Source organism: Sulfitobacter guttiformis, assembly GCF_003610455.1.
Taxonomy (GTDB): domain Bacteria; phylum Pseudomonadota; class Alphaproteobacteria; order Rhodobacterales; family Rhodobacteraceae; genus Sulfitobacter; species Sulfitobacter guttiformis.
The window spans coordinates 836,212-857,706 of record NZ_RAQK01000002.1 but is presented as its reverse complement, the minus strand read 5'-3'; the positions used below and the strand labels follow the sequence as shown (position 1 = coordinate 857,706).

19 protein-coding genes and 2 tRNA genes are annotated in these 21,495 nt (G+C 56.7%); 4 read left to right on the top strand and 17 right to left on the bottom strand.

Annotated features, from left to right (window positions below; translation table 11 throughout):
• Window positions 1-3: 3 nt before the first annotated feature.
• Complete coding sequence (gene acnA / locus C8N30_RS16755) at window positions 4-2,790, bottom strand: aconitate hydratase AcnA (RefSeq protein WP_025061644.1); 2,787 nt, start codon at window positions 2,788-2,790, stop codon at window positions 4-6.
• Between the two features lie 271 nt (window positions 2,791-3,061).
• Here acnA and C8N30_RS16750 point away from each other — a divergent pair, with 271 nt between their 5' ends.
• Window positions 3,062-3,772, top strand: a complete 711-nt coding sequence (locus C8N30_RS16750) for a DUF1223 domain-containing protein (RefSeq protein ID WP_025061645.1) — start codon at window positions 3,062-3,064, stop codon at window positions 3,770-3,772.
• 220 nt (window positions 3,773-3,992) lie between these two features.
• Here the strand turns inward: C8N30_RS16750 and C8N30_RS16745 are convergent, their stop codons facing one another.
• From C8N30_RS16745 to C8N30_RS16730, 5 genes are all read right to left on the bottom strand, one after another.
• A complete protein-coding gene (locus C8N30_RS16745; protein WP_037968236.1) occupies window positions 3,993-5,078 on the bottom strand; it encodes a flagellar motor switch protein FliG in 1,086 nt (361 codons plus the stop codon).
• Between the two features lie 146 nt (window positions 5,079-5,224).
• Window positions 5,225-5,743, bottom strand: coding sequence for a tetratricopeptide repeat protein (locus C8N30_RS16740; protein WP_025061647.1), 519 nt, complete (start codon window positions 5,741-5,743; stop codon window positions 5,225-5,227).
• Window positions 5,744-5,873: 130 nt separating this feature from the next.
• The gene (locus tag C8N30_RS19445) at window positions 5,874-6,029 is read right to left on the bottom strand and encodes a hypothetical protein (RefSeq protein ID WP_156949537.1); all 156 of its coding nucleotides are present in this window, start codon (window positions 6,027-6,029) and stop codon (window positions 5,874-5,876) included.
• Window positions 6,030-6,166: 137 nt separating this feature from the next.
• On the bottom strand, window positions 6,167-7,471 hold the full coding sequence (gene purB, locus C8N30_RS16735; RefSeq protein ID WP_025061648.1) for an adenylosuccinate lyase: 1,305 nt from the start codon (window positions 7,469-7,471) through the stop codon (window positions 6,167-6,169).
• A gap of 123 nt (window positions 7,472-7,594) precedes the next feature.
• The gene (locus C8N30_RS16730; RefSeq protein WP_025061649.1) at window positions 7,595-8,815 is read right to left on the bottom strand and encodes a bifunctional alpha/beta hydrolase/OsmC family protein; all 1,221 of its coding nucleotides are present in this window, start codon (window positions 8,813-8,815) and stop codon (window positions 7,595-7,597) included.
• Between the two features lie 198 nt (window positions 8,816-9,013).
• Here C8N30_RS16730 and C8N30_RS16725 point away from each other — a divergent pair, with 198 nt between their 5' ends.
• The gene (locus C8N30_RS16725) at window positions 9,014-10,168 is read left to right on the top strand and encodes a trans-sulfuration enzyme family protein (protein ID WP_025061650.1); all 1,155 of its coding nucleotides are present in this window, start codon (window positions 9,014-9,016) and stop codon (window positions 10,166-10,168) included.
• A 272-nt stretch (window positions 10,169-10,440) separates the two neighbouring features.
• On the opposite strand, the gene C8N30_RS16720 is transcribed toward C8N30_RS16725, so the two are convergent.
• From C8N30_RS16720 to C8N30_RS16705, 4 genes are all read right to left on the bottom strand, one after another.
• Window positions 10,441-11,244 (bottom strand): lytic murein transglycosylase, encoded by an 804-nt coding sequence (locus C8N30_RS16720; protein WP_025061651.1) that lies wholly within the window; start codon window positions 11,242-11,244, stop codon window positions 10,441-10,443.
• 203 nt (window positions 11,245-11,447) lie between these two features.
• Window positions 11,448-12,857: a type I glutamate--ammonia ligase gene (gene glnA, locus C8N30_RS16715; protein ID WP_025061652.1), complete on the bottom strand. Its 1,410-nt coding sequence runs from the start codon at window positions 12,855-12,857 to the stop codon at window positions 11,448-11,450.
• 42 nt (window positions 12,858-12,899) lie between these two features.
• Window positions 12,900-13,238, bottom strand: coding sequence for a P-II family nitrogen regulator (locus C8N30_RS16710; protein WP_025061653.1), 339 nt, complete (start codon window positions 13,236-13,238; stop codon window positions 12,900-12,902).
• Window positions 13,239-13,564: 326 nt separating this feature from the next.
• On the bottom strand, window positions 13,565-14,086 hold the full coding sequence (locus tag C8N30_RS16705; RefSeq protein WP_025061654.1) for a Hint domain-containing protein: 522 nt from the start codon (window positions 14,084-14,086) through the stop codon (window positions 13,565-13,567).
• A gap of 152 nt (window positions 14,087-14,238) precedes the next feature.
• Between C8N30_RS16705 and C8N30_RS16700 the strand changes: the two genes are divergently transcribed.
• A tRNA-Leu gene (locus C8N30_RS16700) sits at window positions 14,239-14,322 on the top strand.
• A 132-nt stretch (window positions 14,323-14,454) separates the two neighbouring features.
• Here the strand turns inward: C8N30_RS16700 and C8N30_RS16695 are convergent.
• The 7 genes from C8N30_RS16695 to C8N30_RS16665 all read right to left on the bottom strand — a co-directional run bounded on the left by C8N30_RS16695 (window position 14,455) and on the right by C8N30_RS16665 (window position 21,006).
• Window positions 14,455-15,384, bottom strand: a complete 930-nt coding sequence (locus tag C8N30_RS16695; protein WP_025061655.1) for an AEC family transporter — start codon at window positions 15,382-15,384, stop codon at window positions 14,455-14,457.
• 48 nt (window positions 15,385-15,432) lie between these two features.
• Window positions 15,433-16,236 carry an MBL fold metallo-hydrolase gene (locus C8N30_RS16690; RefSeq protein WP_025061656.1) on the bottom strand — a complete coding sequence of 268 codons (804 nt, stop codon included), beginning with the start codon at window positions 16,234-16,236 and terminating at the stop codon, window positions 15,433-15,435.
• Window positions 16,233-17,039, bottom strand: coding sequence for a TatD family hydrolase (locus C8N30_RS16685; protein WP_025061657.1), 807 nt, complete (start codon window positions 17,037-17,039; stop codon window positions 16,233-16,235). The genes C8N30_RS16690 and C8N30_RS16685 overlap by 4 nt, the downstream gene beginning before the upstream one ends.
• A 28-nt stretch (window positions 17,040-17,067) precedes the next feature.
• Window positions 17,068-18,183: a DNA polymerase III subunit delta' gene (locus C8N30_RS16680; protein WP_025061658.1), complete on the bottom strand. Its 1,116-nt coding sequence runs from the start codon at window positions 18,181-18,183 to the stop codon at window positions 17,068-17,070.
• A 116-nt stretch (window positions 18,184-18,299) separates the two neighbouring features.
• Entirely contained in the window at window positions 18,300-18,941 is a 642-nt protein-coding gene (gene tmk, locus C8N30_RS16675) for a dTMP kinase (RefSeq protein ID WP_025061659.1), read from the bottom strand.
• Complete coding sequence (locus tag C8N30_RS16670; protein ID WP_037967827.1) at window positions 18,938-20,098, bottom strand: D-alanyl-D-alanine carboxypeptidase family protein; 1,161 nt, start codon at window positions 20,096-20,098, stop codon at window positions 18,938-18,940. Before C8N30_RS16670 ends, tmk begins: the two co-directional genes overlap by 4 nt.
• Before the next feature lie 17 nt (window positions 20,099-20,115).
• On the bottom strand, window positions 20,116-21,006 hold the full coding sequence (locus C8N30_RS16665; RefSeq protein WP_232222795.1) for an SPOR domain-containing protein: 891 nt from the start codon (window positions 21,004-21,006) through the stop codon (window positions 20,116-20,118).
• Window positions 21,007-21,217: 211 nt separating this feature from the next.
• On the opposite strand from C8N30_RS16665, the gene C8N30_RS16660 reads away from it, so the two are divergent.
• Window positions 21,218-21,307: transfer RNA gene (locus C8N30_RS16660), tRNA-Ser, on the top strand.
• Window positions 21,308-21,495 lie beyond the last annotated feature (188 nt).

Here is a 21,495-nt window from a genome sequence, read left to right as displayed (position 1 = left end):
GGTTTACTCGGCTGCGACACTTTTATTTGCCAGATCGCGCAGCACATAGTGCAGCACCCCGCCGTGTTCGATGTATTCGATCTCGATCGCCGTATCGATCCGGCATTTGATCATGATTTCTTTTACATCGCCATTTGCCATAGTGATCACACAAGGCACTTCCTGAAGCGGTTTGATCGTGTCGAGGCCAGAAATACTAACTGTCTCGTCACCGGTGAGGCCCAACGATTTGCGCGTATCGCCATTGGTGAACTCAAACGGGATGACGCCCATACCAACAAGGTTTGAGCGGTGGATACGCTCGAAGTTCTCTGCAATCACGGCCTTGACGCCCAGAAGTGCGGTCCCTTTTGCAGCCCAGTCGCGCGAAGAGCCCGCGCCATACTGCTCGCCCCCGAAAATCACCAGCGGGGTGCCGGCAGCCTGATGGGCCATAGCAGCGTCAAAGATCGAGGTCTGTTGGCCATCAGGGCCTTTTGTATACCCGCCCTCGACACCATCGAGCATCTCGTTTTTGATACGGATGTTGGCAAAAGTACCGCGCATCATGACCTCGTGATTGCCGCGGCGCGAGCCATAGGAGTTGAACTCCCGCACGGGCACCTGACGGTCGACCAGATACTGACCGGCAGGAGTCGTTTCCTTGAACGAACCTGCGGGGCTGATGTGGTCGGTGGTGATCATATCGCCCAGAACGGCCAGAACCTTAGCATTCTCGATGTTCGTGATCACGCCGGGATCCTTGCTCATGCCCTGAAAATAGGGTGGGTTCTGAACATAGGTGGATTGCGGTGGCCAGTCATACGTCATGGCATCTGTGGTCTCGACGCCCTGCCATTTTTCGTCGCCCTTGAAAACGTCCGCGTATTTGGTCTGGAACGCTTCGCGTGTAACTGTCTTCTCGACCAGCTCTGCCACTTCGGCAGAGGTGGGCCAGATGTCGCGCAGATAGACGTCATTGCCGTTCTGGTCCTGACCCAAGGGGGAATTGGTCAGATCGTGGTTCATGTCACCGACCAGCGCATAAGCGACGACAAGCGGCGGCGACGCAAGATAGTTGGCGCGCACATCAGGCGAAATGCGGCCTTCAAAGTTACGGTTACCCGACAGGATCGAGGTGCCGATCAGATCATAGTCATTGATGGCTTTGCTGATCGCGGGCTCCAGCGGACCTGAGTTGCCGATACAGGTGGTGCAGCCGTAACCAACAAGGTTAAATCCGATTGCGTCCAGATCTTCCTGCAGCTCGGCAGCTTCCAGATAGGCGGAAACAACCTGTGAGCCAGGCGCAAGCGATGTCTTGACCCAAGGTTTGCGGGTCAGGCCAAGGGCACGCGCCTTGCGTGCCACAAGGCCCGCACCAATCATTACATAAGGGTTGGATGTATTGGTGCACGATGTGATCGAAGCAATCACAATCGATCCGTCGTGCAGCTGGTAGTTGCCATCTTTTGTTGCGACATAGCCGCGGTTGTGGCTGCCTGTATCACCTGGAATGTCGCGTGGCTCGGGCTGGCCGCCTTCACCTTCCCAAGTGATTTCTTGCGCTTTCGAGGCATCTTTGCCCGCGCGCACACCCTTCACGTAATCGCCAAAGGCGGTGTGTGCAGAGGTAAGCGCGATGTAATCCTGCGGACGCTTTGGCCCCGAGATCGCAGGCACGATTGTACCCATATCAAGCGAGAGCGTATCGGTGTAGATCGGCGCATAGTCGTCGCCACGCCACATGCCATTTTCTTTTGCATACGCTTCGACCAGTGCAATCCGGTCTTCGTCACGGCCGGTTGTGCGCATATAGCGGAGCGTCTCGCCGTCGATCGGGAAGAAGCCGCAGGTGGCACCGTATTCAGGTGCCATGTTGGCGATTGTCGCACGGTCAGCAAGGGGCAGGTGGTCGAGACCCTCACCGTAGAATTCAACAAACTTGCTGACCACGCCTTTGGCGCGCAACAGTTCGACCACTTTGAGGACCAGATCGGTGCCGGTAGTGCCTTCCATCATGCGGCCGGTAAGCTCAAAGCCGATAACTTCGGGGATTAGCATGGAAATCGGCTGGCCCAGCATTGCGGCCTCTGCCTCGATCCCGCCGACACCCCAGCCCAGAACGGCCATACCGTTGACCATGGTGGTATGGCTGTCGGTGCCTACCAGCGTGTCGGGATACGCCACTTCATCGCCATTCTGATCCTTATCGGTCCAGACGGTTTGCGCCAGATATTCAAGGTTCACCTGATGGCAGATGCCGGTGCCGGGCGGTACAACGCGGAAATTATTAAACGCATTCTGACCCCATTTCAGAAAGGTGTAGCGTTCCATGTTACGCTCGTATTCGCGGTCCACGTTCATCTGGAAGGCGCGTGGGTTGCCGAATTCGTCAATCATCACGGAGTGGTCGATGACGAGGTCAACAGGGTTGAGCGGGTTGATCTGTGCTGCGTCGCCGCCAAGGGCCACAATCCCGTCGCGCATCGCGGCAAGGTCGACAACGGCAGGCACGCCGGTGAAATCCTGCATCAGTACGCGGGCAGGGCGGTAGGCGATCTCGCGCGGGTTCTGGCCGCCTTGTGCGCCCCAGTCGGCAAAAGCCTTGATATCGTCGACGGTGACGGTTTTGCCGTCTTCGAACCGCAGCATGTTTTCAAGTACGACCTTCAATGCGGCGGGCAGTTTTGAGAAGTCGCCCAGACCTGCGGCCTGTGCGGCGGGGATCGAATAAAAGGCAACGGACTGTTTGCCCGCGGTGATTGTCTTGCGGGCGCGTGCAGTATCCTGACCGACGATGATTGTCATGTTTGGCTCCAAATCTGGGAATGGCTACGGGGCGAAATTACTGTCTAGATGGCTCATTCAGCGCAGGTTTTCAACAGAAAACATGCGTATTGTATACCATTGTACACCAAAAGTGCCGCAATTTCTTCCGATTTTTGAGTTTCGCCAAAGCTGCCTGTTGTATGAGGGTGACGGAAGGCCGGCGCGCTTATCCTCTCGCGAAACCTTGATTGGTTATTTCAGGCAGCGGCCACTAATAAAGGCAGATCAAAGCAGTACCGATTGGAATCACATGTCCCGCGCATCTCGCACCCTCTCCACTGTCGCATTGGTGCTTAACATCTGTCTTGCAGTTCCGGCAGGCGCAGAGCAGAGTCCAGTAGTGGTTGAGCTTTACACCTCGCAAGGATGCTCTAGCTGCCCTCCGGCGGATGAAATTTTCTCCGAACTTGACGACCGCGATGACGTGATCGCAATCGCCCTTCACGTGGATTATTGGGATTATATCGGTTGGAAGGATGAATTCGGTCAACCCGCTCATGCGGTTCGCCAGCGCGCATACGCGGCTAAGGCGGGGCGCAATTCGATCTACACCCCCGAAATGATTGTAAACGGTACGACGGATATTGTGGGCGCAAAACCTATGGCGCTGTCAAAGGCGATCGCCGAGCATCAGGCCAAACCGTTGCGTACCGCACTCTTGGCGCAGCGCAACGAGACAGCCTTGCGCATTCAGGCGCAGGTGCCAACAGGTTCGGTGGTGCCGATGGAAATCCACGTCCTGCGCCTGTTTCCTGCCAAAAACAGCGAAATTACCCGCGGCGAAAATCGTGGCCGGATCTATACATATAAAAACATCGCGCACAGCTGGACGGTGGCCGGTGCGTGGGATGGAACAGCCCCGCTTGATATGTCGGTGGCTATTGACGGCACTGATCCGGTTGTCGTTTTGGTTCAGGAGGCGGGCGCGGGCCCGATCATTGCTTCGGCACGCCTTGATTAATTATTTCCGGACGCGACTATGGCTGTGGATCTAGCGCATTCTCCTATCTTTTTGGCTTACCATAGCCGATCTTGCTCAATGCGTGCATAGGGTGAAAACCTTGCCCTGTGCTTTTATGTCAGCCGATCTGAGTGTCTGTTATCCGCAAAGAGATGCCAGCGGCAAATAAGCAGAGCCACCGTTCCATGACCGTCGCAAGCTATTTTTGAGTGGCGTTCGCTCAGCCCGTCTCCCCCTCTGTATCCTGCTCAATCAATACAAGATCTCCGCTTTGCTCCATTTCGCGGATCGCTGCAACAACGGCTGCCATCGCCTCGTCCACTTCGGCGGGTTTGGCTTTTGGCGCTTCGGATATGTCCTCACGCATTTGGTCGGCCATGCGGCCAGACATATTCTCTAGGATAAAATCTCGTGGTGCAGCAAAACCTGCTGTCTCCGCACCTGCCATCGCGATAAGCAACACACCGCCATCGACGTTACGAAGCAGTCGCGGCACATCACGGGGTAGAATACGGCTGGGGATGTTAGCGAAGGTAAAGATTGCCTTGCGCACCTCACTGGCCAATCTCTGATCACTTTCGTCGAGACCTGCAAGCATATCGTCGCGCGTGGGGGTAGACGATGAATTGAGAATTGCACCTAGCCTTTCGGCAGCTCCCGAGGCGAAGGCAGGAACTTTCTGCTCGTCCTGCTGTGCGGCAAGCGATAGACCGATCCGGTCCACCGCGTCCGGCAATATGTCACTGGTCAGGGAAACGGCATAAGTGATACGTCGTGCCATCGGGCCAGGCAGACGGCCAAGCAACGCAGCCGCGACCGGGACTTCAAGCTTCGACAGCAAAACAGCTGCTACTTCGACACTTTCCAGTTCGACAATCTTTTGCAGCGCATCGGCTGGAAGGTTACGGATACGCTGCCATGGATCTCCAGAGGCCCGCACGCCGGCCTCTTTGCGCAGCCGCGCCGCTGTCTCGCGCCCGATACGTCCTTCCAGTGCATCGAGTGCACCGGCAATTCCGCCGGGGAACGATAGGCCAATCGCCTCAAGCTCTTGGGTGAATTCCTCGATAACAGAGGCGAGGGTCACACGATCAACGACCCGCATCGCACCCATTTGCTGCGTGAGCTGCGCCTGAAGTTCGGGGGGTAACTCCTCAAGGGCGATATCGGCACCTTCGTTAATCAGCAACCGCACAACGATTGCTGCCTTCGCTCGTTTGCTAAGTGTGGCAGGGACGATGTGCCCGTCATCGCCGTGCCGCGCGATGGGGGACGGATGGGATGTTTTGAATGCTAATTCGTTCATCTGTGCCAATCTCGAAATAGGGTATGTCACAGGTATGCATGTTAAAAGTAAAAAGATCCTGAAACCTCTCAGTGAGGGATCATGCCATACAAAAAACGGCGCGATCGCTGCAGAGGATCGCGCCAGCCCTTTTCACAGTAGCATTTTTACCAGTTGAATGTTTCGCCGGTGGCAATCGCGGTGCGCAGGGATGCCTCTGCCCATGTGCCAGCGCCCCCATGTGCACGGATTTGGCGAAGCTGTTCAATCGCCGCGGTCACATTGCCTTCTTCGACAAAACCCTGTCCCATGTAGGACCGGGCAAGAACGTTGGCGGGGTTCACAGTGAGGGCGCGATTGTAATAGGCCATCCCGGCTTCGGTATTGCCCATCTTCCGGTTGGTAAAGCCAAGGTAGGTGAGCGTGCGATCATCCTCGGCGGGCATCATCGCCAACAAGGTCTGCGCATCGCCGTACCGTCCATGATGTGAAAGGGCGCGCACTTCCTGATAGAGTGTATCCACATCGAAGGTGTGGCCCGTGCTGCTTACGCATTTCTTGGTAGTTTTATCGTAGACAAAGCCGCTTTCGCATTTCGGCTTTTTCGGCGGAGCTCTCTCGTCGCCAGCTGCCGATGCGGCAAAAGGAACAGCGAGAGCGAGTGTGGCAGCTAAAAATATACGCATCGAGATGCTCCATAAAAAAATATTAATTAAGTTAGCTTAAAAGGTAGCACTCGACAGCGCGCGGTAAACAAAATTTAGCCCGCGCGCTATCACACCAGCGTGTAACCGATGTTCGATGCGGTCTTGTGTTTTAGGTGGTTGTTGCGACGCAACTCTTGCTCGCACTGTCATAAACCGAGCCTTGGGCGCATGACATCGCCTGTTTGTCATAGTTGCAGCCCGCAGCCATGCTCAGCGTTGGCAAAAGCAGCAGGGTGGCAGTGGCAAGTGCAATCTTCATTTTCATGTCCATTACTCCTTTTCGTGACATGACCCTACGTTAACGAGAAACGGTGCAATTTCAAAAGAAATCGCACCGTTTATGTGTTCTGTGTCAAGCTGACGCATGCTTTATTGCGTAACTGCCCAAGGATTCGGCAATAATCAGTCGCCAAAGACGCGCTTGAAAATCGTATCAACATGCTTTGTGTGGTAGCCCATGTCGAACTTTTCTTCGATCTCGGCAACACTCAGTGCGGCCAGAACTTCATCGTCGCCCAAAAGCTCGGTTTTGAAGTCCTTGCCGTGATCCCAAACCTTCATGGCGTTGCGCTGCACCAGCTTATAGCTGTCTTCACGGCTCACGCCTGCCTGTGTCAACGCAAGCAAGACGCGCTGTGACATCACGAGGCCGCTGAACTTATTCATGTTGGCCAGCATATTGTCGGGGTAAATCAGCATTTTGTCGATCACGCCGGTGAGCCGGTGTAGCGCAAAATCAAGGGTGATGGTCGTATCGGGGCCAATCGCGCGCTCGACGGAAGAGTGGGAAATATCACGCTCGTGCCAGAGCGTCACATTCTCCATCGCAGGGATCACCGCCATCCGGATGGTACGCGCCAGACCAGTAAGATTTTCGGTGAGCACGGGGTTTTTTTTATGTGGCATCGCAGAGGAGCCTTTTTGCCCCGCAGAGAAAAACTCCGCTCCTTCTAGCACTTCAGTGCGCTGCATGTGGCGCACTTCGGTGGCGACATTCTCGATCGAACTGGCGATCACACCGAGGCAGGCAAAGAATGCGGCGTGACGGTCACGCGGAATAACCTGTGTGCTGATCGGCTCGGGGGTGAGGCCCAGTTTGGCACAGACATGTTCTTCCACGCGCGGATCGATGTTGGCGAAGGTTCCGACTGCACCAGAGATCGCGCCTGTTGCGATCTCTTCGCGGGCTGTGTGTAGACGCTTCAGGTTGCGGTCCATCTCTGCATAAAACCGCGCAAAGGTCAGGCCCATCGTTGTAGGTTCCGCATGGATACCATGGCTGCGACCCACACGCAGGGTGTCTTTGTGTTCGATCGCTCGGCGCTTGAGAGCGGCCAGAAGCGCCTCCATATCAGCGATAAGAATATCGGCAGCGCGGGTCAACTGTACGTTAAACGCGGTATCGAGCACGTCCGAACTGGTCATGCCCTGATGCACAAACCGTGCCTCGTCCGCGCCTACATGCTCGGCCAGATGGGTGAGGAATGCGATTACGTCATGCTTGGTCACGGCTTCGATCTCGTCGATGCGGGCCACGTCGAATTCTACGTCTTTTGCTTTCCAAACCGCGTCTGCATTGGCGCGGGGGATGACGCCAATATCGGCCATTGCATCACAGGCATGTGCCTCGATTTCGTACCAGATGCGGAATTTTGTTTCCGGTGACCAGATTGATACCATTTCGGGGCGGGAATAGCGGGGGATCATAGGGACACCTATCTGTGAGACTGCGGGATAATCGCGCAATATCCCCTGACCCGCCCAAGGACAAGGCTGGAGCGCGGATTATTCAATGCCCGGCCCCGAGGAGCGGGACGACGAGAGTAAAGGTCAGGCGGCGACCAGATCAGTTTCGACCACCGAAGTCCGCTCAAGTGTGCGATGCACGGGGCAGCGGTCTGCGATCTCCAGCAGGCGCATCCGCTGCTCATGGGTAAGCTCGCCTCCGGTGAGCGTTATGCACCGCTTGAACACGTCGATCTTCTCGCCGGTGCCCAATGCGGCGTCCTGCGCATGTACCTTGTTGTGGCTCACATCCACATTAACATGCTCAAGTGGCCAGCCTTTTCGCTGCGCATACATTCGCACGGTCATGGAGGTACAGGCCCCCAGACTGGCAGCCAGAAACCCGTAGGGCGACATGCCCATATTTGTTCCGCCATAGGCCAACGGCTCATCGGCAAGCATATGCATGTGACTGCCCGATGTGATGTCTTGCAAAAAGCCATGGGGATTGGCCTCGGACACCCGCACCACCCCCTCTGGTGCGCCGATGGGCGGAGCGGGCAGGGGACGGTTGATGTATCTCGCAGCCCACGTCGCAATCACATCCGCTACATATTCTGCATCTTTCGGATTGCTTACCAGATGGTCGGCATCATCCAGCGAGACAAAGCTTTTAGGATGTCTGGCAGCGGTAAAAATCTGTGAGGCGCTTTCCACGCCAACAATCTTGTCACGCGGTGCGTGCATCACCAGCAACGCGGCCCCCAGGTGCGATAGCACATCGCCCAGAACGCCATTGCCCGTGTCCTCGATGAATGATTTTCCGATCGTAAAGGGACGTCCACCCAAAGTGACCTCCGCCGATCCGTTCGTTTCGATATCCGGCAGTGCAGCGGCGAAATGGTGGGTCACATGTGCTGGGTCAAAGGGGGCTCCAATCGTTGCCACCGCCTTGATCCCCTGCATCAGGCCTGCCGCTTTTATCACTGCTGCACCACCCAGAGAGTGCCCGACCAGTAGACTGGGGGCCATACCCTGCGCTGTACACCATTCGGCTGCGGCAATAATATCATCGACGTTGCTCGAGAAGGAGGTGTTCTGGAACTCGCCCTCCGAATGGCCAAGGCCTGTGAAATCAAACCGGAGCACTGCAATACCCATCGCGGCCAGACGGGCCGAAATGCGGCGGGCAGCGGGGATATCCTTTCCACATGTAAAACAATGGGCAAATATCGCAGTGGCCAGATGCGGCCCTGTCGGCATGTCAAGCCGCGCTGACAGCGCTGAGCCGTCATGGCCGGTAAAGGTTATGTGCTTTGTCGCCATCTGTTGTCTCCTGTGACCTTCATAAACTGGACCGGCGGGCGGTGAGGTACAAGAGGCTGACACGCGCCTCACGTCACCGTGACGCTTCGGGAGGCACCGTAACTTGCGGCATCGGTGATACTTCAGGTTTGCACAGGTGCTCTGCGCGCCCTACACCTGCGGCTGACAGAATCCACAGCCACCTCAGCGGAGCGCACAATGGCCCCCAAAAACCTCGATACTCTTAAACCGGCAACCATCGCGGCACAGGCCGGCGGGCTTCTGGATGATGCAACGGGCGGTGTTGTCCCGTCGATCCATCCAGCGACGACATTCGTGCGCGACGAGGATTACGTGCCCGCAGTAGACGGCAACGTCTATTCGCGCAGCCATGCGCCCAACGGCCGGATGGTCGAGGGCGTCCTCGCGCGTCTGGAAGGGGCGGCTGATGCGATGGTGTTCCCTTCGGGCATGGCTGCGGTGGCTGCGGTGTTCCGCACGCTGCCTGCTGGCGCAACAGTTCTGGTGCAAAGCCAGATCTACTGGGGTACTACGGCGTGGATCCGCGCCTTTTGTACCCGCCGCGACATCACATTAATTGAAGTCGAGGCCGCAGATACCGACGCTTTCACTGCGACTTGCACGGCACACAAGCCCGCACTGGCGTGGATTGAAACACCATCGAACCCATGGTTGCGCATCGTTGATATCGCGCCTTGTGCCGAGGCGGTGCATGCGAACGGCGGTCTGCTGGTCGCCGATATGACCACTGCCACACCTGTGCTGACGCCCGCGCTTTCGTTCGGGGCCGATATCGTGATGCATTCGGCCACAAAAGGGCTCAACGGTCATTCCGATGTGCTGGCCGGTGCGCTGGCGGTGGCGGATGCGAGCAGCGCCGTTTGGCAGGCGATCCGCAGCGACCGCGATATGGCAGGGGCCGTCCTTGGACCATTCGAGGCATGGCTGTTGCTGCGGGGCATGCGCACATTGCCTCTGCGGGTCGAGCGGATGTCGTCGAACGCCCAGAAACTCGCAGAATATCTGAGCGATCATCCGGCCGTCGAGACCGTCCTCTATCCCGGCTTGCCGACCCATAAGGGCCACACCTTGGCTTGCGCCCAGATGAAAGGCGGCTTTGGCCCCCTGTTGTCGTTTGTGGTCAAAGGGGCAGCCCCGGCCGCACTTGGGGCTGTCGCGCGGCTCAAACTGTTTCACCGCGCTACGTCTCTGGGCGGGGTAGAAAGCCTTGTGGAACACCGCCATACAATCGAGCCTCACACAGGCATCCCCGAGGGTCTGCTGCGGTTGTCCGTGGGGATCGAAGATGCAGGCGATCTGGCCGATGATCTGGGGCAGGCGCTGGGTCAATAGAACCACGCATCAGCCTCGTTAAGTAACGAAAAGGCATTTGTACCATCGTCCCATCAACCCGGTTGCCGGTGCCAGCAGTTACAGGATTGGTATCCACCCGCGCTCTATTTTGGGAGAGGGCGTATGGTTTTTGGACAGGACGTCGCCGGTACAGATACGGCCGGGGTCTGACGCTTAATCACGCATTGCTACGCGGCGCTCAAAATAAACAGACCCCGAAGCCGGTAGGCATCGGGGTTTGTTTAGTTGCTTTACGTAATCCAAATGACGGGTTAGCCGTCGATCTGGGCACCCATGATCGCGATGGCCTGCTGGTAAACTGTCGCCGCATTCCACTGCTTGATCACGGAAAAGTTGGGTTGGCCTTCCTGATATCCCTGACCTGCCTTCCAGCCCTTTGAGCGTAGAAAGTTAGCGGTGGAGGCAAGCGCGTCGGTCTGGTTGTACAGATCGACACGGCCGTCGCCGTTACCGTCTACGCCGTAGCGTTTTGCGTTCCCGGGCAGGAATTGTGTATGCCCCAACTCGCCATGCTTGGCGCCCTTTGTGTTGCTGTCGATTGTACCTTGATCCACCAGCAGGAGCGCACCAATCGCATGTGGCGCAAAAAAGTCAGACCGGCGGCAATCATAGGCCAGTGTTGTGATTGCAGAAACCACGCGGCTGCTGCCCATGAACCCGCCAAAGGCGGTTTCCATCCCGTGGATGGCCAGCAAAACACCTGCGGGCACGCCGTATTGACGCTCCAGCGAGGCGTAGAAATTTGCATTCTGGCCTTTGCGCTTGCGTCCTTGACTTACGATTGTCGGGGCACCGCGCACCTGCATGAATTTATCGAGGGTATATTTGAACGACTTCTGGTTGCGGTCAGCCTGAATGGTGTCAGACGCATATTGTGCGCTGGCAAGGGCTGCGAGGCCGCGCTGCCCTACGCCTGCCTTTTGAGCTTCGCCTGCAAATGCAGCTTTCCACGTGTTGAAGCCGCCGGCGTCATTGCCGCATTGTGCTGCAACCGCAGGCGCGGCCAAAGCCGCCGATAGGGCGAAAGATATCGCTATGGTCTTGATGGAGCGCATGGGCTTACCTCTGAATAATGTTTCGCACTAGATTAACGAACCTCCACGGGCTTGCAAACCCTTCGTTGTTTCCGCCGCTTATTATGGGTGCGGCCACCGACGGGGGGGGGGAAGCATGCTCCATGCGCTTTAAATTTTCCATACCAAAAAAGGCGCCCTGAACCAGAGCGCCTTCTTTTAGAATATTCGGCTACTTGCAGCGTTTAGCAGCTGTAGTACATGCCAAACTCGACCGGATGGGGTGTGTGCTCGTACTTGTGCACTTCTTCCATCTTGAGGCCAATATAGCCTTCGATCTGGTCGCGGGTGAACACGTCACCGGCCAGCAGATAATCCATGTCTTTGCTCAACTCGTCCAGCGCTTCGCGCAGGGAGCCACAGACAGTCGGGATGCCGGCCAGCTCTTCGGCGGGCAGGTCATAGAGGTTCTTGTCCATTGCTTCGCCCGGATCGATCTTGTTCTTGATCCCGTCGAGGCCGGCCATAAGCAGAGCCGAGAAGCAGAGGTAGGGGTTTGCGGATGGATCGGGGAAACGTGCCTCGACGCGCTTTGCTTTGGGGGATTCTGTCCATGGAATGCGAACGCAGCCAGAGCGGTTGCGTGCGGAATAGGCGCGCAGAACGGGTGCTTCAAAGCCTGGGATGAGCCGCTTGTAGCTGTTTGTGCCGGGGTTGGTGAAGGCGTTGAGCGATTTCGCGTGGGTCAGGATGCCACCGATGAAATATAGCGCTTCCTGCGACAGATCAGCGTATTTGTCGCCTGCGAACAAAGGCTTGCCATCTTTCCAGATCGACATGTTCACATGCATACCCGAGCCGTTATCACCATAGATCGGCTTTGGCATGAAGGTCGCGGATTTGCCATAAGCATGGGCGACGTTGTGGATCACATATTTGTACTTCTGGATCTCGTCGGCCTGATGGGTGAGCGTGCCGAAGATCAAGCCAAGCTCGTGCTGGCAAGACGCCACTTCGTGGTGGTGTTTGTCGACCTTCATGCCAAGACGCTTCATCGTCGAGAGCATCTCGCCGCGCAAATCCTGCGCTTCGTCGGTCGGGTTCACGGGGAAGTAGCCGCCCTTGAGGCCCGGGCGGTGGCCCATGTTGCCCATCTCGTAATCGGTATCGGTGTTCCATGAGCCGTCGGATGCGTCGACTTCGTAGGACACTTTGTTGATCGTGTTGGAGTATTTCACATTGTCGAACAGGAAGAATTCCGCCTCGGGTCCGAAATATGCTGTGTCGCCGATACCTGACGATTTGAGATATGCTTCTGCCTTCTCGGCGGTACCACGGGGGTCGCGCTCGTATGATTCGCCTGTGTCTGGCTCAACGATGGAGCAATGGATACACAGGGTTTTCTCGGCATAAAACGGGTCAATGTATGCTGTCGATACATCTGGCATCAGTTTCATGTCTGATGCCTCGATGGATTTCCAGCCAGCGATGGAAGAGCCGTCAAACATGAAGCCCTCCTCGAGGAAGTCCTCATCGACGAGGTCGTTCACAATCGTTACATGCTGCAACCTGCCGCGTGTGTCGGTGAAACGGATATCGATGTATTCGATATCCTCGTCCTGAATACGTTTGATCAGATCTGCGTTAGCGCTCATTGCGATGTCCTTTTACTGATTTCTTGTCGTGATGGTGTGGGTTTACAGCGCGTCCGAGCCGGACTCACCGGTGCGGATGCGGATTGTTTGTTCAACGGGGGAGACAAAGATTTTGCCGTCGCCGATTTTTTCCGTCTTTGCAGCATTCACAATGGCCTCGATCGCGGCATCGACCTGATCGTCGTCCAATACAATCTCTACTTTGACCTTGGGCAGAAAATCCACGACATATTCGGCACCGCGGTAGAGTTCGGTATGGCCCTTCTGACGGCCAAAACCCTTTACCTCGATGACCGAGAGGCCTTGTACGCCGACGTCCTGAAGGGCTTCCTTCACCTCGTCGAGCTTGAATGGTTTGATGATCGCTTCGATCTTTTTCACCGATAAGCCTCCCTAAAGCCGAATTCTGCGGTCAGACATTTCACTGTGATCGGGGGGAATCCAGATCGTGCCTGACAGCAGGCGGGGAAGGCACTGTGATTTTCACCAAGATGCACATAAAATAGCCTATAGGTCTAAATTTTAGGCAAAATTGAAACTTCCGCCGGATCGTTTTACATCGGTGCGGATATGCGCATGCACGGGGCAAAAGCACACGGCCAAAATAGGTCGCTCAGGTCATGATACGTGCGCGAACTGCTACCGTAAACAGCTTAGGCCCCGGACTGATCCGAGGCCTTGTGGTCAAACAAGAAGCTGGTGGCGGCTTATGCGGCGTGCAAAACCTGACCGCGTGCGCGTGCGCCGTCTGCGGTGCTCACTTCGAGGCCTTCTGCATAAAGAATATGCGGGCCGTCACAGAATATCTGGATCAGTGTTTGTTCTTGCATGCCCAAATCGCGGATGAATTCGCCATCGACAAGGGTACGCGCCGCGACAAGGGCACGATCGGCACTGAACATCGCCTGTGCACGCCAGTCGCGTATCAGACACATTTGATCGCCTGCCAGCATTGCGTCCCGTTCCGGCCGCTTATGCCCGAGCGATCCCGCAGCAACAGCGATGGTCTGAACCATCCGCGTTGTACGCTGAATATGCTCGATACGGGCGATGCCGCTGTCACGTGTAATGAGTTTGTCTCCAACACTTACAAACTCAACGGGCATCTCGCCTTCGAGCGTAAGAAGTGTTGTGCCTTGCAACAACCCGGTGTCGCGGGATGCGTAAGGCGCGAATTGGCGCGCTTGTGGAGTGTCTCCACCTATGCGCCCGACCGTTTTCGGTTTCATGGCGTCTCTCTTTCTTGTCTAACCTGCCTCAGGTTGTCTCAACAATAAGACAAGAAAATGTTGATGTCGCGTGTTTTTTTAGGCTCGCCATGGTGATTGGGTTTTGTTAGGGACACATCTGCAGCACTGGTCAACGCGATCTTGTTGCAAGTGCGGGTGTGGCGGAATTGGTAGACGCACCAGATTTAGGTTCTGGCGCCTATGGCGTGGGGGTTCGAGTCCCTTCACCCGCACCATTTTATTCTTACAAGACAATACCTTAAGAATTTATGTGCGAATCCAGAGACGGGTGGGCCAATTATTTACGTCTGTGGCTTTCGTACGAAACTGTTGCCGGACGTGTTTTGCGCATTTGGATAAAACTGGAATCACCCAAGAACGGTTAGCCAGATCCAGACAGTAAATATTGATGATGCCGTTGCAATAAGCACCGAAGAGGCGGCTACGCGCCGCCCGCGTCCGTACATATTTGCAAAAATATATGCATTGAACCCAGGTGCCATTGCTGCTGTCAGTACGCCCGAGCGGAACAGGTCCGGCGGAACCGAAAGCGCTGAGCCCATAAGCCAGACAATCGCGGGATGCATCACAAGGCCGATGACACAGACCATCGCGATCGCCTTCATATCGCCTTCGGGTTTATATTGAATCAACACGCCACCCAGCGCAAAGAGCGCGGCAGGCAGGGCTGCGCGTACAATCAGCGACAGCGCATCGTCAACTACCGGCGGGATTACGAATCCTGTGAGGTTGACCGTGAACCCCGCCAGAATACCGATCACCAGAGGATTGTGGAACATTGCACGACTGATCGAGCGGGCAAGCGTGGCGCCGCTTTGGCCGCGATTACGCACAAATTCCATCACTGTAATCCCGAGGCCGTAGCAAAAGGGCGAGTGTATGGCGATAATCATGTAATTGCCCGTTAGCTGGTCTGCGCCATACGCCCGCTCGGATATGGGAAGGCCCAGCAGAACCGAATTTGAGAACAGGCAGCAAAAACCGATGGCGACGCAGTCCTCCCAGTCGCGTTTGAAAAACAGGCGTGCCCCGAACATGCCCGCAGCGAAACAGATGGCGGCACCGGTATAAAAACTGACCAGCAGACCTGCGTCAAAAGCCGCGCCCAGATCCAGATTCGCAATCGCCTGAAACAGCAGGCAAGGTACCGCGAAACTCTGGGCAAAGCGCAGGACGCCATCGACCCCTGATACCGGAAACAGACCGCGCCACACAGCGACATAGCCGAAACCAATTACCAGAAAAACCGGCATGATAACATCAAGGAGCAGCTGCATATGGCACGGCCTCGGATAGGGGGGGCAAATGTGCCTCGGATGGGAGTGTCAGGCTAGATCAAAATCAAGCTGCATGCCGTCAAAAGCCGGTCGGATATGGTCGGGGGTCTCGGCCATCACAGTCGCATAGTCCAGATCGGTATGCATGTTGGTGAGGACGGCGGAATGGGGGCGAACCTTTGCGATCCACTCGAGTGTTTGGGACAGGTGGCTGTGGGTCGGGTGCGGCTCGCGGCGCAAGGCGTCTACGATCCAGCAGCGTAGGTCCTCAAGGTGTGGCCAGACATTGTCGGGGATGCTTGCCACATCCGGCAGGTAGGCCACATTGTTCACGCGAAAGCCCAGAGCATCCATCCCGCCGTGCGGCACGAGGAAAGGCGTAAAGCGCAGCTTGCCTCCCGGGCCGTCAATCACAACATCGCCGTTCATAAGGTTCATGTCCAGAATTGGCGGGTACATAGAACCTTCGGGCTGGATAAACGCATAGCCAAAGCGGTCCATCAGGGCATCGTGCGTTGGCTGGTCGGCCCAGACGGGCAGGCGCGCGCGCATGTTGATCACAATCATCCGCAAATCGTCCATCCCGTGAACATGATCGGCATGGGCATGGGTATAGAGCACAGCGTCAAGGCGTCCAACACCGGCATCAAGAAGCTGGCTGCGCATGTCTGGCGAGGTATCGATCAGAACCGTTGTTGTGCCCGCGTCCGTCATCCGCTCGACCAATATGGAGCAGCGCCTGCGCACATTACGTGGCTCGTACGGATCACAAGATCCCCACACCCCCCCGAGCCGCGGAACACCGCCCGATGAGCCACAGCCAAGGATCGTAATGCGCATTGTGTCGGTCATGAGGTGGCCTTGTAGTCTGCTGCCTTGCGGAACAACCGCTCGAAATTCGCCTCTGACTGGGCGGCGAAAGTGGCATAGTCGATGCCGAATGTCTCAGCCGCCTTGCGCGCGGTATGTGCGGTAAACGCAGGCTCGTTCCGGCGGCCACGATGGGGTGGTGGCGCAAGATACGGGCTGTCGGTTTCGACCAGAATACGCTCCAGCGGAGCGGCGGCAAATATGTCACGCAAGGGCTGGCTTTTCGGAAAGGCGGTGATGCCGGACATGCTAAGATAGAATCCCAGATCAAGGGCGGCACGCGCCAGCGTTTCGGACGAAGAAAAGCAATGCATAACGCAGGTATAGGCGCCGCATTGATGTTCCTCGCGCAGGATCGCGGCCATATCATCATCGGCGTCGCGGCTGTGGATTATTAAGGGCAGACCGGTCTCGCGTGCAGCGCCAATGTGCAGGCGCAGGCTCTCTTGCTGAATCTGTGCGCTCTCGGCGGTATAATGATAATCAAGGCCCGTTTCGCCGATGCCGACCATTTTTGGATGCTCCGCAATCTCGATAAGCTGTTTCATGGTTGCCATCGGCTCGGAGGCGACACTCATCGGATGGGTTCCTGCGGCATAGAATACCGAAGTGTGTTCTTCGGCAATGGCGCGTACAGCAGGCTCGTTTCTGAGCTTGGTACAGATCGTCACCATTCGCGCCACGCCAGCGGCATGTGCGCGCGATACCACATCGGGCAATTCGGCGATCAGCTCGGGGAAATCGAGGTGGCAATGGCTGTCGGTAATGGCGGGGATGTCGGTCATAACGCTCCGGTAACTTGGGGTAGGCGGGTCAGCGCGGTGCGGCCTGTGCCATTTTGGTAAAGGTATCTAGGACCAGTGCAGCAGGGTCAAGGTTGACCGCGATGCCGTGGCGGGCGCGTGCCCCGATCTGGGCTGCAAGATCGGCCCAGATGCGGGCCTGATGCGGATGCGGGGACAGGCGTGCAAGAATATCCGCCTCGCCGCCTGCTGCTTGGGGTGTGGGAGGCGTGCCGGTTGCGCCTGTGCGAGCAAGGCGGCTCAGCAGTAGATCAATCAACACAAACAGCAAATCGCGCTTTGCCTCGCCGCCACGTGCCGCAGCCATTTCGGCGAGTTTGAGCGCGCGAGGACGGTCCATGTTTGGCATCGTCCCGATGAGGCCTACAAGTTCTGAATAAAGTGCCGCACCCCCCAGTAGTGACAGGCGCATCGCCCCGCCGACAGATCCCCCCGACAGTGCCGCAAGGGCATCGGTGTTGGCAGATTGCACGCCCGCTTGTGCCATGGCCTGTGCCACTTCTGCAGTGTCCAGAGTGCGCAGGGGCAGTGTCCGACAACGCGATCGGATTGTGGGCAAAAGGCCCGAAGGCTGGTGGGATATCAAAATCAGCAAAGCGCGCGCAGGGGGCTCTTCGAGCATTTTCAGCAGCGCATTTGCGGCTGTGACATTCATTAGATCGGCATCATCGATGATCACAACGCGGTAGCCGCCATCGGGCGCGGACATCTGGAAAAATCCGTTCAATGAGCGGATGTCGTCGGCCACAATCTCGCCGCGCAGCTTTTTGGTCGTCGGATTTATCGTGCGGGTAACATTGCGGATGCGCCCTTCGCCTCCCGACGCCACGCGCAGGGCGACGGGATGATCCGCGCCGATCTCGAGTGTGGTGGGGGGCTCGGGCGCGAACATGGCCCCCGCATCCGGTTGTGGTGTCGCCAGCAAAAATCGGGCAATGCGCCATGCAAGCGTTGCCTTTCCGACACCCCGCGGGCCTGTGAGCATCCATGCGTGGTGCAGGCGGCCTGTGTTGAATGCATCTAGAAACGCTGTTTGCGCGGCATCCTGCCCCAGCAACTGCACCGTATCGCGCGGATGGGGAGCACCTTCAAGGCGCTCTGGCTGGGGGGCGGTTTCATCACTCATGGTGGCGGTTTATCGGGGATTGTGCAGGTTGGAAATGGGCGCGCTGTGGTTTGAAGGAGGACAGCGTAAAATTTGTCAAAAATCGCGGATTTCTTCGTAAAATCAGCTGTTCATCATTATATGCTAAGCACGGTGTCAACAGCATGTCTAATCGCTGTGCTGACGTCTTTGACGCTCTGCGCACCATCAATCACGCGAAACCGGTCTTCGAATTGTGCTGCCAGTGCCAAAAAGCCTGCGCGCATGGCAGCTTGCAAATCCGCACCGAAATCCTCGAACCGCTCTTCTGTGCCCATCCGTCCTTTTGCGCGTTTAAGCCCTTCGACCGGATCCATATCAATGAGCACTGTCAGGTCCGGTTCGACGCCGATCATCAGATTATGAAGCGTATCAACCGTTTCACGCAGATCGCCGCGACTAAGCCCCTGATACATCCGTGTGCTATCGGCAAAGCGGTCACAAATGACAACCTTGCCTGCGGCAAGGGAAGGGCGGATCAGCCTTTCCAGATGGTCGCGGCGTGCTGCTGTAAACAATAGTATTTCTGTTTCGGCGGACCAGCGGTCAGGATCGCCCTGCAGTACCAATGCGCGAATTTCCTCAGCCCCGGCCGAGCCTCCCGGCTCGCGGGTGACAACGACTTCGCGGCCCGTTTTGCGCAAATAATCTGCCAGCAATGACACTTGTGTTGATTTACCTGATCCGTCGATGCCTTCAAAACTTATAAACAGTCCTGATTCGCAGGTTGCCAGGGTCACGACGCCTCCGGCGTAGGTGGGGCACTGATCCGCTGGGCAAGGTGCTGCGCCGCGGCCATCATTCGACCGACAAAGCCGTGCGGGGCAATGTCGCGATCCGCCACCAGCGGGACACGGTGCTCCGGCAGTCCTTCGGGACTGATTACCAGTTCGCCAATCTGCTGGCCTTTTGCAATGGGCGCCTTGATCGGGCTGCTATACACAATTTCGGTTTTCAGCGGCGCAATCGGGGTGACGGGCAACAACAGGGATATATCTTCGGCTAGTTCCATCCCAACCATCTGCTCGGCACCAATCGATACATCGGCCTCAGCTATTTTAGTACCGGCTTTCCCCAACTCCGTCTGGGAGAACTGGCGGAAGGCCCAGTTTGTCACGGCCTCTGCTTCGCGGGCACGCTCTTGTGCGGATGGCAGACCGGACAGGACAAAGATGATGCGGCGGTCCCCTTGCAGCGCAGAGCCTACGAGGCCGTAGCCGGCCTCTTGTGTGTGGCCGGTTTTCAGACCGTCCGCCCCGATACCAAGTCCCAACAAAGGGTTGCGATTGAAACGGTTGGACGATTCAGTGGCATCGAACAGAAATTCTTCTTGTGAGAACATTGGGTAATACTGAGGGTAATCTTTGATCAGTTTTGCCGCAATCAGGCCTAGATCGCGCATGGACATCCGATGGCCCGCTTGTGGCCATCCGTTAGAATTTGAGAAGCTCGAATTTGTCATGCCCAATTGCTGGGCGCGCATTGTCATTTGCTGGGCGAATTTACTTTCGGTTCCCGAAAGCGCTTCTGCGATCACGACACAGGCATCGTTACCGGATAGCACGATGATGCCACGAATGAGATCTTCCACCTTGACCCGCTCGCCTGCCTTGAGAAACATCGTCGAGCCACCGTAGGCCATCGCCGCTGCGGATACCGGCAGCTCCTGATCCAGTTGCAGCACATTGTTATCTACGGCCTCGAACGCCATATAAAGCGTCATAAGCTTGGACATCGAAGCGGGGGGCAGGGGCTGGTCGGCATTCTTTGACATCAACACGGTGCCGGTGTTGAAATCCATAACATAGGCGGCAGATGCGCCAGTCTCGAATGCCTGGGCGCTGACTGACGACACCAAAAGCGCCAGAGCGCCAAGAGCAAGTTTTATTCCGCGCATATCAGGACCTCTAAGTATCAGCTGGAAACGGCATAGGCATCGGTGAAGCCTTCCGATTTTATGGTGGAAAGGATTTTCGACAACTCGCTGCTCGTCGCGGCAGGACCTACGACAACGCGCCAGAAAGTTTTGCCGTTGATCTCGCTGGGTTTGACGCTGGGCATAAGACCTGCACCGCTCATCTGTTTGGCCGCACGGTTAGCGTTCGCTTCCATGCTGAAAATACCGATCTGGATAAAGGGTTTTGCCAGACTGGATGATTGTGTGGGCTGTGCCGGTTTTGGCGCCGGAGCAGGCGTGGCTGCGGGCACCGGTGTTGGCGCCGCCCCATTGATCGCTGAACTTGCCGTTGTGTTGACCGGATCGAGCGGCGCAGAAGTAATGGCAGGAGCAGCGTCGACCGAAGGGGCGTTTTCTGGTGCTTCGGCTGCGGGAGTGGCCTCCTGCACTTTGGTAAGCGCGGTCACGTTGAGTTTGGCCGGCGCGCCCGCCAGAATACCAAGTGCCGCCGCAGCGTCAGAGGATATTTGCAGGCTGGGCCCGGGAATGTCGCGTTCGCGGCGGAACAGGGCACCTACAACGAATTTGCCATTGGTTTGGTTGCGGATAATCACCCGCTCGGGATCACTCACATCGGGGTGGGCCACCCAAACACCGCCAAGACTGGGGCGTCCATCCCACAGACCATCATCGGTGACCGAAAAAATTTCGGGAGCCTCGACATCGCGCTCTACCACAGGGCCAGTCGCAGCGGCGGCCTGTCCTGACGGAGCGTTTGCGGTTGGAAAAGCGAAATTACCTTGATCATCGCAGCCGGCAAGTATGCCGGTTATCATGACCACACCCGCAAGTGTTTGCGCCCGCCCAAAGCAACGTCCGCTTGGTAATTGTTTGAAATAACTGCCCATTTTCCCTCGTCCTTGCCTGCACGCGCACCGTTTTTATCGCGCGCTTGACCGCCCCTGTTTCGGGGCATTGGCGCTGTTGTAGCGCGGGCAGGCCCTGCGCGACAAGAGAAGCATCGCCGCATCGGCAAATTTCCCCTGAATGCAACAATCGCACACCAGCGGTTTGTCTAATTGCAGAATCGTTTCCAGCGTTTTAGGAAGCACCCATAGCGGAGGTTTGGCAGAGTGGTCGATTGCACCGGTCTTGAAAACCGACGGGCGTGAGAGCGTCCCCAGGGTTCGAATCCCTGAGCCTCCGCCAAAAACCATTCGCGAACCTATAACGAGGTCCCTGACGGGGCCTTTTTTCTTTTTGTTTCAAAGGGGTTTAGCAATTGCGACCGCCCTTCAGAGACTGGCTAAATGCGCAAAATTGGTCTCTGAACCCGCTTTGTCTCTAACCGACCGCCCTAGGCCTTCAGTAGGGCGCTTTAAAAAAGTGTAGATATT

Bases quoted from the DNA above. Each gene is read 5' to 3' on its own strand.
- acnA (WP_025061644.1), bottom strand. From the start codon at position 2,790: ATGACAATCATCGTCGGTCAGGATACTGCACGCGCCCGCAAGACAATC.
- C8N30_RS16750 (WP_025061645.1), top strand. From the start codon at position 3,062: ATGTCCCGCGCATCTCGCACCCTCTCCACTGTCGCATTGGTGCTTAAC.
- C8N30_RS16745 (WP_037968236.1), bottom strand. From the start codon at position 5,078: ATGAACGAATTAGCATTCAAAACATCCCATCCGTCCCCCATCGCGCGG.
- C8N30_RS16740 (WP_025061647.1), bottom strand. From the start codon at position 5,743: ATGCGTATATTTTTAGCTGCCACACTCGCTCTCGCTGTTCCTTTTGCC.
- C8N30_RS19445 (WP_156949537.1), bottom strand. From the start codon at position 6,029: ATGAAAATGAAGATTGCACTTGCCACTGCCACCCTGCTGCTTTTGCCA.
- purB (WP_025061648.1), bottom strand. From the start codon at position 7,471: ATGATCCCCCGCTATTCCCGCCCCGAAATGGTATCAATCTGGTCACCG.
- C8N30_RS16730 (WP_025061649.1), bottom strand. From the start codon at position 8,815: ATGGCGACAAAGCACATAACCTTTACCGGCCATGACGGCTCAGCGCTG.
- C8N30_RS16725 (WP_025061650.1), top strand. From the start codon at position 9,014: ATGGCCCCCAAAAACCTCGATACTCTTAAACCGGCAACCATCGCGGCA.
- C8N30_RS16720 (WP_025061651.1), bottom strand. From the start codon at position 11,244: ATGCGCTCCATCAAGACCATAGCGATATCTTTCGCCCTATCGGCGGCT.
- glnA (WP_025061652.1), bottom strand. From the start codon at position 12,857: ATGAGCGCTAACGCAGATCTGATCAAACGTATTCAGGACGAGGATATC.
- C8N30_RS16705 (WP_025061654.1), bottom strand. From the start codon at position 14,086: ATGAAACCGAAAACGGTCGGGCGCATAGGTGGAGACACTCCACAAGCG.
- C8N30_RS16695 (WP_025061655.1), bottom strand. From the start codon at position 15,384: ATGCAGCTGCTCCTTGATGTTATCATGCCGGTTTTTCTGGTAATTGGT.
- C8N30_RS16690 (WP_025061656.1), bottom strand. From the start codon at position 16,236: ATGACCGACACAATGCGCATTACGATCCTTGGCTGTGGCTCATCGGGC.
- C8N30_RS16685 (WP_025061657.1), bottom strand. From the start codon at position 17,039: ATGACCGACATCCCCGCCATTACCGACAGCCATTGCCACCTCGATTTC.
- C8N30_RS16680 (WP_025061658.1), bottom strand. From the start codon at position 18,183: ATGAGTGATGAAACCGCCCCCCAGCCAGAGCGCCTTGAAGGTGCTCCC.
- C8N30_RS16670 (WP_037967827.1), bottom strand. From the start codon at position 20,098: ATGCGCGGAATAAAACTTGCTCTTGGCGCTCTGGCGCTTTTGGTGTCG.
- C8N30_RS16665 (WP_232222795.1), bottom strand. From the start codon at position 21,006: ATGGGCAGTTATTTCAAACAATTACCAAGCGGACGTTGCTTTGGGCGG.